The organism is Roseateles sp. P5_E1, from assembly GCF_054049335.1.
The window spans coordinates 1-12,586 of sequence record NZ_JBFUMN010000091.1 but is presented as its reverse complement, the minus strand read 5'-3'; the positions used below and the strand labels follow the sequence as shown (position 1 = coordinate 12,586).

The following is a 12,586-nucleotide window of genomic DNA, read 5'->3' as shown; positions in this document are numbered from 1 at the left end:
GCCCTTGGACATCGCCCTGCCCTCGGCGCTGAAGCATCTGGCGGCACTGGAAGCGGGCGGCCTTGTGCAATCGGACAAGGCCGGTCGCGTGCGCACTTACCGCATCGCGCCCGATGCCTTTGGCGGCCTGGAGGACTGGGTGGCCACGCGCAAGGCGATGTGGCATCGCCAGTTCGACGCCCTCGACGCCCTTCTCGAAGAACAGGACAAACAACCGTGACGACGACTCCCGCTGCCCACACCAGCTTCGTGCTGGAGCGCCGCTTCAAGGCCTCGGCCACCCGCGTGTTCGCCGCCTGGGCCGATCCGGCCACCAAGCAGCGCTGGTCCGACTGCCATGCCGAGACGAACGCCACGGAGTTCAGCATGGACTTCCGCCCCGGCGGGCAGGAGATCTACCGCAGCGCCCTGCCCGACGGCACCCAGTTGGCCGTCGACAAGGTCTTCCTGGACATCGTGCCGCAGGCGCGCATCGTCTTTGCCTACTCGATGGCGGCGGACGGTCGCGCGCTGTCGGCCTCACTGGTCACGGTGGAGTTCGCAAATAGTCCTGCCGGCTCGACGCTGAAGCTGACCGAGCAACTCGCCTATCTCGATGGCCACCAGGACCTGGAGCAGCGCCGGCGAGGCACCGAAGAGGGCCTCGACCGGCTGCTGCTCGAAGTCGACGCTGCTTAACCGAGCGCCTTGCGCGCGTTCTGGAACATCCGCAGCCACGGGCTGTGCTGCGCGAGGTCGCCGCTCGTCCAGCTCATCTGCACATTGCGGAACACGCGCTCCGGGTGGGGCATCAGCGCCGTGAAGCGGCCGTCCGGCGTGGTCACCGAGGTCAGGCCGCCCGGGCTGCCGTTCGGATTGAACGGGTAGGCCTCGGTCGCCTGGCCGTGGTTGTCGACAAAGCGCATGGCCTGGATGACCTTGCTCGCATCGCCCTGGCGCGCGAAGTTTGCAAAACCCTCGCCGTGAGCGACGGCGATGGGCGCGCGGCTGCCGGCCATGTCCTTGAAGAAGACGCTGGGCGAGTCCAGCACTTCAACGAGGGCGAGGCGGGCCTCGTACTGCTCGCTCTGGTTGCGCGTGAAGCGCGGCCAGGCGTCGGCACCCGGAATGATGGGCGCGAGCGCGGCCAGCATCTGGCAGCCGTTGCAGACACCCAAGGCCAGCGTGTCGGAGCGCGAGAAGAAGGTGCGGAACTGCTCGGTCAGCACCGGGTTGAACATGATGCTGCGCGCCCAGCCTTCGCCGGCGCCCAGGGTGTCGCCGTAGCTGAAGCCGCCGCAGGCGACGAAGGCCGCAAAGCCGTCCAGCTTGACGGCGCCCGACTGCAGGTCGCTCATGTGCACGTCAAAGCTGTCGAAGCCGCCAAGCGACATCGCATAGGCCATTTCGACATGCGAGTTGACGCCCTGCTCGCGCAGGATGGCGACCTTGGGACGGGCACCGGTTGAGACAAACGGTGCTTCCGGCGTGAACGTCAGGTGCACGTGCAGGCCCGGGTCGTCGGCCTTGCCGGCGGCGGCGTGTTCAGCATCCGCGCCGGCCGGGTTGTCGCGCAACTTCGCGATCCGCCAGCTCACTTCGTCCCAGGTCTGCTGCAGGCTGGTGAGGTCAGCGCCAAACACCTTCTTCGCATCACGCCAGACTTCCATCTGTCGCGCCGCATTCGGCTTGGCCACGACATGCGAATGCTTGGACAGACCATGCGCACGCAGCAACTGCATGACGGCGTCGCGGTCGGCGGCGCGCACCTGGATCAGCGCCCCCAGCTCCTCGCTGAACAGCGCGCGCAGCGTCAGCTCCTCGCGGCGGGCATTGACCTGGGCGGCCCAGTTCTTGGAGTCGCCCATGTCGGCACGGCTGTCGCTGATGCCGTCGCCTTCGGTGACCAGCATGTCGACGTTCAGGCTCAGGCCGGTCTGGCCGGCAAAGGCCATCTCGCAGGCCGCCGCCCACAGGCCGCCGTCGCTGCGGTCGTGATACGCCAGCAGCTTGCCGGCAGCGCGCAGCTCGTTGATGGCGTTGACCAGCGCGACCAGCAGTTGCGGCTCGTCCAGGTCGGGCACGTCGCTGCCGAACTGGTTAAGCGTCTGGGCCAGGATGGAGCCGGCCATGCGGTGCCGGCCTTGGCCCAAGTCGATGAGGATGGCGCACGAGTCCTCGCGCTGCCATTCCGGCGTCAGCGTGCCGCGCACGTCGGCGATGCTGGCAAAGGCGGTGACGATCAGCGACACCGGCGCGGTGACCTGTTGGCCATCCCACTTGGTACGCATCGACAAGGAGTCCTTGCCGACCGGGATCGAGATGCCCAGCGCCGGGCACAGCTCCATGCCGACGGCCTTGACCGTGTCGAACAGCGCCGCGTCTTCACCAGCCTCGCCGCAGGCCGCCATCCAGTTGGCGCTGAGCTTCACGCGCGGCAGTTCGAAGGGCGCGGCCAGCAGGTTGGTGATGGCCTCGGCCACGGCCATGCGGCCGGAAGCCGGCGCGTTGACGGACGCCAGCGGCGTGCGCTCGCCCATGCTCATGGCTTCGCCGGCAAAACCGTTGAAATCGGCCAGCGTGACGGCGCAGTCCGCCACCGGCACCTGCCAGGGGCCGACCATCTGGTCGCGGTGGTTCAGGCCGCCSACGGTGCGGTCGCCGATGGTGACGAGGAAGCGTTTGCTGGCCACGGTCGGGTGGCGCAGCACGTCGAAAGCGGCCTGCTCCAGCTTGACGCCGGACAGGTCCAGCGCGCCGCCGCTGCGGACCACACGTGTCACGTCGCGCTGCATCTTGGGCGGCTTGCCCAGCAGCACGTCCATGGGCATGTCGATGGGGTGGTCGGTCACTTCCGTGTCGCCATCGACCAGCTTCAGGTCGCGCTCTTCGGTGACGACGCCGACGACGGCGAAGGGGCAGCGCTCACGCGCGCACATCGCCGCAAAACGATCCAGGCTGCCCGGCGCGATGGCCAGCACATAGCGCTCCTGGCTCTCGTTGCACCAGATTTCCTTCGGCGCGAGACCCGACTCCTCCAGCGGCACCTTGCGCAGGTCAAAGCGCGCGCCGCGGCCGGCGTCGTTGACAAGTTCCGGGAAGGCATTCGAGATGCCGCCCGCGCCGACGTCGTGGATGGCCAGCACCGGGTTCTCTTGCCCGAGGCCCCAGCAGTGATTGATGACCTCCTGCGCACGCCGTTCGATCTCAGGGTTGCCGCGCTGCACGGAGTCGAAGTCCAGGTCGGCCGTGTTGGTGCCCGCCGCCATCGAACTGGCCGCGCTGCCGCCCATGCCGATGCGCATGCCGGGGCCGCCCAGCTGGATCAGCAGGCTGCCGGCCGGGAACTCGATCTTCCTCGTCAGGTCCGAGCGGATGGTGCCCAGGCCGCCGGCAATCATGATGGGCTTGTGATAGCCGCGGCGCACGCCGTCCACGGTCTGCTCGTAGACGCGGAAATAACCCGCCAGATTCGGCCGGCCGAACTCGTTGTTGAAGGCCGCGCCACCGAGCGGGCCCTCGATCATGATCTGCAGCGCCGACGCGATATGCGCCGGCTTGCCCACGGGGTTCTGCTCCCAGGGCTCGTTCAAACCCGGCAGATGCAGGTTGGACACCGAAAAGCCGGTCAGGCCCGCCTTGGGCTTGGAACCGCGGCCGGTGGCGCCTTCATCGCGGATCTCGCCGCCAGCGCCCGTGGACGCACCCGGGAAGGGCGAGATGGCCGTCGGGTGGTTGTGCGTCTCCACCTTCATCAGCACCTCGGCCTGCTCGGCGCGGGCCGTGTAGGCCGAGCCCGGCGCGTCGGCGGCCATCCAGCGCTGGATGGCGTGGCCTTCCATGATGGCGGCGTTGTCCGAGTAGGCGACGACCGTGTGCTGCGGGTTCAGCTTCTCGGTGTTGCGGATCATGCCGAACAGGCTCAGCGGCTGGGCCTCGCCATCGACGATGAAGCTCGCATTGAAGATCTTGTGACGGCAGTGCTCGCTGTTGGCCTGGGCGAACATCATCAGTTCGACGTCGCTGGGGTTGCGGCCGAGCTTCCTGAAGTTGGTGTCGAGGTAGTCGATCTCGTCGGCCGACAGCGCCAGGCCGAATTCAACATTGGCCTTCTCCAGCGCCGCGCGGCCCTGGCCGAGTACGTCGACATGCGCGAGCGGCTCGGCCGTGCGTTCGTCGAACAGATGGGCGGTGGCTTCGCGGGTGAAGCACACCGACTCGGTCATGCGGTCATGCAGCAGTTCGGCGCAGGCCTGCAGGTCGGCTTCGCTCAGCGACTTGGCGCCGCCGAGCAGGCCGGGCTTGAGGGCGACGCGGTATTCAACGACGCGCTCGACGCGCTTGAGCGCCAGGCCGCAGTTGCGTGCAATGTCGGTTGCCTTGGACGCCCAGGGGCTGACCGTACCGAAGCGCGGCGCGACGACGACGAGGTCGCCGGTGGCTGCAGCTGCGGCCGGTTCGCCATAGGTCAGCAGCGCCTCGAAGCGCTGGTGCGCATCGCCGGCCATCGCCGTGTCCGTCCAGACCCAGTGCACCGCGCGGGCACTGACGGCGCTGATGCGCTCGTTGACCTGTTGCAGCCGGCCCAGCAGGGCTTGGGCACGGAAGGCGGACAAGGCGTTGCCGCCCTCGAAACATTGCAGATGCAGGGTGCGGGTCATGGCGTCGGGAGGCGGGGCCGCGCGGCCGGCGTAAGGGGAAACCAGCATTCTAGGCGGCAGGATGCCCTGCGCCGGCTATGCGCCCAGACTCAGGCCGCGGCTTTGCAGCCAGGCCTCGGCCTCGGCGACGCTGGCGCAGCCGTGGAAGTTGGTCAGCGTGGCGGCGCGGGCCGCCATCGGCTGGATGATGAGGGCCTGGAAACTGTCCGGGATGACCGTCGCCGCCGCGGCGAGGTCATGGGCCAGGGCGTCTTCGAAGAAGGCCCAGATGCCATCCAGCGCCTCGGGCGTGGCGCCTTCCCAGGCGGCGGTGTCGCTCAGCAGGCCCCAGGGACGGCCGGCACGCTCACGAGCCAGGCGGCCGCCCTCTTGGCGCAGCCGCGTGGCGGCCACCTCGTTCCAGGTCCCTTCAAGGCGCAGAACCAGCACATCGCCACGCCAATTGAGGCTGAAGCGGCCGTGCTGGCTCCACGCTCTGGTCATGGCGCTTTCATTCGGCCGACGACGTCGCGCACCTCGGCCATCAGTGCCGGCACATCRATGGTGACCGGCTGGCGCTCGCGCAGCACCTGGCGGCCGCCGATCCAGACATTGCTGACATGCTCACGGCCGGCAACATAGACGAGCTGGGCCGCGGCGTTGTACACGGGCTGGCATTCGATGCTGTCCAGCGACACGGCGACGCAGTCGGCCAGCTTGCCGACCTCCAGCGAGCCCAGGTCGTCGCCGCGGCCCATGGCCTTGGCGGCGCGCACCGTGGCCATCTCCAGCGCGGTGCGCGCAGAGGCCACCGTCGGATCACCGGTGATGCCCTTGGCTAACAGCGCTGCTGAGCGGATCTCACCGAACATGTCGAGACGATTATTGGACGCCGCGCCGTCGGTGCCCAGCACGGTGTTGACTCCGGCGGCCTCCAGCGCCTTCAACGGCATGACGCCCGAGGCCAGCTTGAGGTTGGAATTGGGGTTGTGCACCAGGTGCACCCCGTTCCTGGCCATCAGCTCGATCTCCTCGTTATTGAGATGCACCATGTGGACCGCGATCATGCGTTCGTTCATCAGTCCCAGCTTAGTCAGCCGTTCCAGCGGCCGCACGCCGAACTGTTTCAAACCGTCTTCCACCTCGCCCGCCGTCTCGTGGATGTGGCAATGCATCTGGATGTCCAGCTTCTCGGCCAGGTCGCGCAGCTTGATGAAGGTCTCGTCGGACACCGTGTAGGGCGCATGCGGCGCACTCGTCCAGTCCAGCAGCTTCTYGCCCTTGTACTGTTCGTAGGCGGCGATGCCCTTGGCGATGTAGTCGTCGGGGCCCGAGGCATAGCCGGTGGGGAAGTCGATGACGTTCATCGACACGGCAGCGCGCACGCCCGAGTCCACGGCGGCACGGGCCATCGCGGTCGGGAAGAAGTACATGTCGTTGATGTAGGTCGTGCCGCTGCGCAGGCCCTCGGCCGCAGCGAGCTTGGAGCCCAGATACGTCCACTCCTCGCTGACCCACTTCTTCTCCAGCGGCCAGATGTGGTTCTGCAGCCAGTCCATCAGCGGCACGTCATCGGCCACGCCGCGCAGCAGCGTCATGGCCGAGTGGGCATGGGCGTTGATGAGGCCGGGAATGAGGATCTGCTCGGGCAGCTCGACGCGCTCGGCCTGGGGGTACTGGGCCAGCAGCGTCTCGCGCGGGCCGACGGCCGCGATGCGCTCGCCGTCGATCAGCAGCGCGTGGTTTTCCAGCGTGTCTTCGCCGGCCTTCATGGTCAGGATCCAGCGGGGCAGCAGCAGGGTCTGGGGCATCTTGTTCTCCTTGTGGGATTCAGTTTGTTTGCGTGAGGAGTTGCTCGACTTCCGCGCGGCGCGGCATCGCGTCCTGCACGCCGGCGCGGGACACGGCCAGGGCCGCTGCGGCCTGGGCGAAGGCGAGCGCGTTCTCGATGGGCTGGCCCTCGGCCAACGCGGTGATGAGGGCCCCAACGAGGGTATCGCCAGCGCCGACGGTGTCGACGGCCTTCACGACACGGGCGGGCACGCGGCGGACACCTTCCGCGTCGATCCAGCACAGGCCTTCGGCGCCCAGCGACACGAGGACCGCCGCCGGGCCTTTGGCGCGCAAGGCCCGGGCCAGCGTCTCGGGTTCGGCGGCGCCACCGCCCAGCGTCGTGATCAGGGCCTGGGCTTCCAGCGCATTGACGACGAGCAGGTCGACCAGCGGCAACAAAGCCTCACAACCGGCGCGAAAAGGTGCGGCGTTCAGCACGGTCTTCACACCGGCCGCGCGGGCGCGCTCGAAGGCTCGGGCGACGCTCTGCAGCGGTAGCTCCTGCTGGGCGACCAGCCAGCGCAGACCCGCCATGTCCAGGGCTTCGACCTGCTCCAGCGGCAGCGTGCCGTTAGAGCCGGCGACGGTGACGATCTGGTTCTCTGCGTCCTCGGCACCGACGACGATGAGCGCCACGCCGGGCACCTCGTCGGCTGGCTGGGCAATCGCGCGCGTGTCGACGCCTTCCGCGATCAGTTGGGTCACCATGGCCGCGCCGTTCTCCAGCAGGCCCACCCGTGCAGCCAGTGCCACGCGGGCACCCAGGCGCGCCGCGGCCACGGCCTGGTTGGCGCCCTTGCCGCCCAGGCAGGAGCCGAAGCGCTGGCCGCGCAGCGTCTCGCCCGGCAGCGGCAGCCGCGGCGCATGCACGATGAGGTCGCGGTTGACGCTGCCGAGGACGAGGATCTCAGGACGGGTCATCAGGGTTCCCAAAACGAAAGAACCCCTCGGGAAGACCGAGGGGTTCGCATGAGGCGCTAAGTGTCGTTCAGCGATCAGCGCTGGGCGATGGGCTTGACGTCGCGCGGCGTGGCGCCGACGAAGAGCTGGCGCGGGCGGCCGATCTTGTACTCGGGGTCGCCGATCATCTCATTGAGCTGGGCGATCCAGCCGACCGTGCGGGCCAGCGCGAAGATGGCGGTGAACAGCGGCACGGGGATGCCGATGGCGCGCTGCACGATGCCCGAGTAGAAGTCGACGTTCGGGTAGAGCTTGCGGGCGACGAAGTACTCGTCTTCCAGCGCGATCTTCTCCAGCTTCATGGCCAACTCGAACAGCGGGTCGTTTTCCAGGCCCAGCTCGCTCAGCACTTCGTGGCAGGTCTCGCGCATCAGCTTGGCGCGCGGGTCGTAGTTCTTGTAGACCCGGTGACCGAAGCCCATCAGCTTGACGCCGGAGTTCTTGTCCTTGACCTTGTTGACGAACTCGCCGATGCGGGCAACGCCGCCCTGCTTCTGGATGTCGCCCAGCATGTTCAGGCAGGCCTCGTTGGCGCCGCCGTGCGCGGGGCCCCACAGGCAGGCCACGCCGGCCGCGATGGCCGCGAACGGGTTGGTGCCCGACGAACCGCACAGGCGCACGGTCGAGGTCGACGCGTTCTGCTCATGGTCGGCATGCAGCGTGAAGATGCGGTCCATGGCGCGCACCAGCACCGGGTTGGGGCTGTAGTCCTCGCAGGGCGTGGCAAACATCATGCGCATGAAGTTGCCGGCGTAGCTGAGGTCGTTCTTCGGGTAGATGTAGGGCTGGCCGACGGTGTACTTGTAGGCCATGGCCACGAGCGTGGGCATCTTGGCGATCAGGCGGATGGCCGAGATCTCGCGGTGCTCGGGGTTATTGATGTCGGTGCTGTCGTGATAGAACGAGGACATCGCACCCACCAGGCCCGTCATGACGGCCATCGGGTGGGCGTCAYGGCGAAAACCCCGCAGGAAGAACTGCATCTGCTCATTGACCATGGTGTGGTGCATCACACGGTCTTCGAAGTTGGCCTTCTCGGCCGCGTTCGGCAGCTCTCCGTAAAGCAGCAGGTAGCAGGTCTCGAGGTAGTCGCAGTTCACCGCGAGCTGCTCGATGGGGTAGCCGCGGTAGAGCAGCTCACCCTTGTCGCCGTCGATGTAGGTGATGGTCGAGTTGCACGACGCCGTCGACAGGAAGCCGGGGTCATACGTGAACTTGCCGGTCTGCGCGTAGAGCTTGCGGATGTCGATGACATCCGGGCCGATGCTGCCCTTGTACAGGGGCAGGTCCATCGAGGGGCTGCCGTCGGAGAACGACAGGGTGGCTTTCACGTCGGACGGGGTCATGGTGCAGTCCTTTGAGGCTTTGAAAAACTGGTGTCAGGTGCGCAGATCGGCGAGCACGCCTCGCACGGCAATGGTGTCGATTTCACCACTGGGTTCCTTGCGGCGCAGTAACAGATCCAAAAGGTCGTTGTCGGCCAGGTCCATCAGCGCAGTCAGGCCTTCGGCATGGCTGAGGCTGATGCCTTCGGGATGACGGTTGAAGAAGCGCTCGATGAAGATGTCGTTCTCGAGCAGGCCCCGACGGCAGCGCCAGCGCAGCTTGGAGAGTTCCCGTTCACCGATCACTTCAGCCATCGTCAGACCGCGCGGCGGACCATCAATTCCTTGATTTTGCCGATGGCCTTCGTGGGGTTCAGGCCCTTGGGGCAGACGTCCACGCAGTTCATGATGGTGTGGCAGCGGAACAGGCGGTACGGGTCTTCGAGGTTGTCCAGGCGCTCCGCGGTGGCTTCGTCGCGGCTGTCGGCGATGAAGCGGTAGGCCTGCAAGAGACCTGCCGGGCCGACGAACTTGTCGGGGTTCCACCAGAAGCTCGGGCAGCTCGTCGAGCAGCTCGCGCACAGGATGCACTCGTACAGGCCGTCCAGCTCCTCGCGCTCGACGGGCGACTGCAGCCGCTCCTTGTCGGGCGGGATGTTGTCGTTGACGAGATAGGGCTTGATCGAGTGGTACTGCTTGAAGAACTGCGTCATGTCGACGATGAGGTCGCGCACSACSGGCAGGCCSGGCAGCGGCTTCAACGTGATGGTGCCCGGCAGCGTCAGCATATTGGTCAGGCAGGCCAGACCGTTCTTGCCGTTGATGTTCATCGCGTCCGAGCCGCAAACGCCTTCGCGGCAGGAGCGGCGGAAGGACAGCGTCGGGTCGACGGCCTTCAGCTTGACCAGGGCGTCGAGCAGCATGCGCTCATGGCCATCCAGCTCGACCTCGAGGGTCTGCATGTAGGGCTTGGCGTCCTTGTCGGGGTCGTAGCGGTAGATCTGGAAGGTGCGCTTCATGATGTCTTGATCCTTGCTCGGCGCGGCGTCAGAAGGTACGGACCTTCGGGGGCACYGACTCAACCGTCAGCGGCGTGAGATTGACAGGCTTGTAGTCCAGGCGGTTGCCTTCGGAGTACCACAGCGTGTGCTTCATCCAGTTCGCGTCGTCGCGGTTCGGGTAGTCGTTGTGCGCGTGGGCGCCACGGCTCTCGGGGCGGGCGGCGGCCGAGATCATCGTGGCCTGGGCGGCTTCGATGAGGTTCTCGACTTCCAGCGCTTCGACACGGGCCGTGTTGAAGACCTTGGACTTGTCCTTCAGGCCGATGCTGCCGACACGCTTGGCGATTTCCTTGATCTTGGCCACGCCTTCGTCCATCGACGCCTGCGTGCGGAACACGCCGGCGTGCTGCTGCATGGCGGCGCGGATGTCGTTGGCGACGTCCTGCGAGTACTCGCCATTGGTGGCCGAATCCAGGCGCGCCAGGCGGGCCAGGGTCTTGTCGGCGGCGTCCTTGGGCAGGTCCTTGTGGGACTTGGTCTTCAGGTTGAAGTCGACGATGTGGTTGCCGGCCGCGCGGCCGAACACAAGCAGGTCCAGCAGCGAGTTGGTGCCCAGGCGGTTGGCGCCGTGCACCGACACGCAGGAGCACTCACCCACGGCGTAGAGGCCGTTGATGATGTCGTTGGGCTTGCCGTTCTTCGGGATGACGACCTGGCCATGCACGTTCGTCGGGATGCCACCCATCTGGTAGTGGATGGTCGGCACCACGGGGATCGGCTCCTTGGTGATGTCGACGTTGGCGAAGTTGTGGCCGATCTCCAGCACCGAGGGCAGGCGCTTGGCAATCGTCTCGGCGCCCAGGTGGGTCATGTCCAGCAGCACATAGTCCTTGTTGGGACCGCAGCCGCGACCTTCCTTGATCTCCTGGTCCATCGAGCGCGACACGAAGTCACGCGGTGCCAGGTCCTTCAGCGTCGGGGCATAGCGCTCCATGAAGCGCTCGCCGTTGCTGTTGCGCAGGATCGCRCCTTCRCCGCGGCAGCCYTCGGTCAGCAGCACGCCSGCRCCGGCCACGCCGGTSGGGTGGAACTGCCAGAACTCCATGTCYTCSAGCGGGATGCCGGCACGCGCCGCCATGCCCARGCCGTCRCCGGTGTTGATGAASGCGTTGGTGGAGGCTGCGAAGATGCGGCCGGCGCCGCCGGTGGCCAGCAGCACGGTCTTGGCGTGCAGGATCTGGACCTCGCCCGTCTCCATCTCCAGCGCGGTCACGCCGACGGCATCGCCCTCGGCGTCGCGGATGATGTCCAGCGCCATCCACTCGACGAAGAACTGCGTGCGCGCCTTGACGTTTTGCTGATAGAGCGTGTGCAGCAGCGCGTGGCYGGTGCGGTCGGCCGCGGCGCAGGCGCGCTGCACGGGCTTCTCGCCGTAGTTGGCGGTGTGGCCGCCGAAGGGGCGCTGGTAGATGGTGCCGTCGGCATTGCGGTCGAAGGGCATGCCGAAGTGCTCAAGCTCGTAGACGACCTTGGGCGCCTCGCGGCACATGAACTCGATGGCGTCCTGGTCGCCCAGCCAGTCCGAACCCTTGACGGTGTCGAAGAAGTGGTAGTGCCAGTTGTCCTCGCTCATGTTGCCCAGGGACGCGCCGATGCCACCTTGAGCGGCGACGGTGTGCGAGCGGGTCGGGAAGACCTTGGACAGCACGGCCACGTTCAGGCCGGCCAATGCCAGTTGCAGCGAGGCGCGCATGCCGGAGCCACCRGCCCCGACGATCACCACATCAAACTTACGGGTCGCAAGCTGCGCCATCAGAGTCTCCACAGAACCTGGATCGCCCAACCAGCGCAACCCACAAGCCAAACGAGCGTGAACACCTGCAGTGCCAGGCGCACGCCGACAGGCTTCACGTAATCCATCCAGATGTCACGCATGCCGACCCAGGCGTGATAGGCCAGGGACAGGATGGTCACGAAGGTGATGACCTTCATCCACTGCTGGGAAAAGATCGCCGCCCAGCGGTCATAGCCGAGGGCGCCGGGCATCAGCACCTGCACCAGCAGCACGACGGTAAACAGGGCCATCAGCACGGCGGTGACGCGTTGCGCCAGCCAGTCGCGCAGGCCGTAATGCGCACCGACGACGATGCGCTTGGAGCCGAAAGTACTCATTGTTGTTGTCCTCGAGGGCTCAGTACAGACCGAACAGCTTGGCGCCCAGCAGCAACGTCAGCAGCGTGCTGAGGACCAGTGTGACCATTGCCGAGTTATGGCCCTGGGCCTTGCTGACGCTGTGCGTCGCGTCCATCCACAGGTGGCGCACGCCGGCGATGAAATGGAACAGATAGCCCCAGATCAGGCCCAGCGCCACCAGCTTGACGAACCAGCCCGGGATGCCTGCGAAGCCGGCCACGAACACGTTCGTGAAGGTCTCGAAGGAGATTTCCGTGCTCAGGCTGCTGTCCAGCATCCAGACCACKAAGGGCAGCAGCAGGAACATCAGGAAGCCGCTGATGCGATGCAGGATGGAGACGATGCCGGCAGGCGGGAGGCGGTAGCTGACGATCTGTGTGACGTGAATATTGGTATAGACCGGTCTTTTCTTGACACTGTCCGTCATGGTCGAGCCTGCGTAATCAATGTGAAACCGAAAGATTCTAGGGCCTAGATCCCCGTCAACCTTCGCACTTGCTGCACTGCGGCATTGTCAGATTCAGTTCAACTCATTGAGGTAGTGGTCTGCTTCGGTGTGGTAAAGCCCGCGACGCAATTCGACCGGTCGGTCGCCATAGGTGAACGCCACGCGCTCGACACTGAGCAGGGGTGCGCCGTCGGCAACACCCAGCAG

General features: G+C 66.5%; 13 protein-coding genes. 2 read left to right on the top strand and 11 right to left on the bottom strand.

Features of this window, described 5'->3' with window-relative positions; genetic code table 11:
* Together ACXJKJ_RS29235 and ACXJKJ_RS29230 are read left to right on the top strand one after the other, a co-directional pair.
* Nucleotides 1-220 (top strand): ArsR/SmtB family transcription factor (locus tag ACXJKJ_RS29235; protein WP_457394658.1); only part of this gene is annotated, 220 nt, incomplete at its 5' end.
* Nucleotides 217-678, top strand: a complete 462-nt coding sequence (locus ACXJKJ_RS29230; RefSeq protein WP_457394656.1) for an SRPBCC family protein — start codon at nt 217-219, stop codon at nt 676-678. The genes ACXJKJ_RS29235 and ACXJKJ_RS29230, both read left to right, overlap by 4 nt.
* Here the strand turns inward: ACXJKJ_RS29230 and purL are convergent.
* From purL to ACXJKJ_RS29175, 11 genes are all read right to left on the bottom strand, one after another.
* The gene (gene purL / locus ACXJKJ_RS29225; protein WP_457394654.1) at nt 675-4,640 is read right to left on the bottom strand and encodes a phosphoribosylformylglycinamidine synthase; all 3,966 of its coding nucleotides are present in this window, start codon (nt 4,638-4,640) and stop codon (nt 675-677) included. The genes ACXJKJ_RS29230 and purL overlap by 4 nt on opposite strands.
* Nucleotides 4,641-4,715: 75 nt before the next feature.
* The gene (locus tag ACXJKJ_RS29220; RefSeq protein ID WP_457394652.1) at nt 4,716-5,123 is read right to left on the bottom strand and encodes a hypothetical protein; all 408 of its coding nucleotides are present in this window, start codon (nt 5,121-5,123) and stop codon (nt 4,716-4,718) included.
* Nucleotides 5,120-6,430, bottom strand: a complete 1,311-nt coding sequence (locus ACXJKJ_RS29215; protein WP_457394649.1) for a TRZ/ATZ family hydrolase — start codon at nt 6,428-6,430, stop codon at nt 5,120-5,122. Before ACXJKJ_RS29215 ends, ACXJKJ_RS29220 begins: the two co-directional genes overlap by 4 nt.
* Nucleotides 6,431-6,449: 19 nt before the next feature.
* Nucleotides 6,450-7,373 carry a ribokinase gene (locus tag ACXJKJ_RS29210; protein ID WP_457355101.1) on the bottom strand — a complete coding sequence of 308 codons (924 nt, stop codon included), beginning with the start codon at nt 7,371-7,373 and terminating at the stop codon, nt 6,450-6,452.
* A gap of 74 nt (nt 7,374-7,447) precedes the next feature.
* A complete protein-coding gene (gltA, locus tag ACXJKJ_RS29205) occupies nt 7,448-8,758 on the bottom strand; it encodes a citrate synthase (protein ID WP_457394646.1) in 1,311 nt (436 codons plus the stop codon).
* A 33-nt stretch (nt 8,759-8,791) separates the two neighbouring features.
* The gene (locus ACXJKJ_RS29200; protein WP_056196396.1) at nt 8,792-9,052 is read right to left on the bottom strand and encodes an FAD assembly factor SdhE; all 261 of its coding nucleotides are present in this window, start codon (nt 9,050-9,052) and stop codon (nt 8,792-8,794) included.
* A gap of 2 nt (nt 9,053-9,054) precedes the next feature.
* The gene (locus tag ACXJKJ_RS29195; protein ID WP_457325955.1) at nt 9,055-9,756 is read right to left on the bottom strand and encodes a succinate dehydrogenase iron-sulfur subunit; all 702 of its coding nucleotides are present in this window, start codon (nt 9,754-9,756) and stop codon (nt 9,055-9,057) included.
* Between the two features lie 28 nt (nt 9,757-9,784).
* Nucleotides 9,785-11,551 carry a succinate dehydrogenase flavoprotein subunit gene (gene sdhA / locus ACXJKJ_RS29190; RefSeq protein ID WP_457394643.1) on the bottom strand — a complete coding sequence of 589 codons (1,767 nt, stop codon included), beginning with the start codon at nt 11,549-11,551 and terminating at the stop codon, nt 9,785-9,787.
* A complete protein-coding gene (sdhD, locus tag ACXJKJ_RS29185) occupies nt 11,551-11,910 on the bottom strand; it encodes a succinate dehydrogenase, hydrophobic membrane anchor protein (RefSeq protein ID WP_056196389.1) in 360 nt (119 codons plus the stop codon). The genes sdhA and sdhD overlap by 1 nt, the downstream gene beginning before the upstream one ends.
* Before the next feature lie 19 nt (nt 11,911-11,929).
* Nucleotides 11,930-12,358, bottom strand: coding sequence for a succinate dehydrogenase, cytochrome b556 subunit (gene sdhC, locus ACXJKJ_RS29180; RefSeq protein WP_457394640.1), 429 nt, complete (start codon nt 12,356-12,358; stop codon nt 11,930-11,932).
* A gap of 93 nt (nt 12,359-12,451) precedes the next feature.
* Nucleotides 12,452-12,586: UTRA domain-containing protein (locus tag ACXJKJ_RS29175; protein ID WP_457394661.1), on the bottom strand; the 135-nt coding region annotated here is incomplete at its 5' end.

Coding starts and splice junctions, on each gene's coding strand:
- ACXJKJ_RS29220 (WP_457394652.1), bottom strand. CDS start 5,123: ATGACCAGAGCGTGGAGCCAGCACGGCCGCTTCAGCCTCAATTGGCGT.
- ACXJKJ_RS29210 (WP_457355101.1), bottom strand. CDS start 7,373: ATGACCCGTCCTGAGATCCTCGTCCTCGGCAGCGTCAACCGCGACCTC.
- ACXJKJ_RS29200 (WP_056196396.1), bottom strand. CDS start 9,052: ATGGCTGAAGTGATCGGTGAACGGGAACTCTCCAAGCTGCGCTGGCGC.
- sdhD (WP_056196389.1), bottom strand. CDS start 11,910: ATGAGTACTTTCGGCTCCAAGCGCATCGTCGTCGGTGCGCATTACGGC.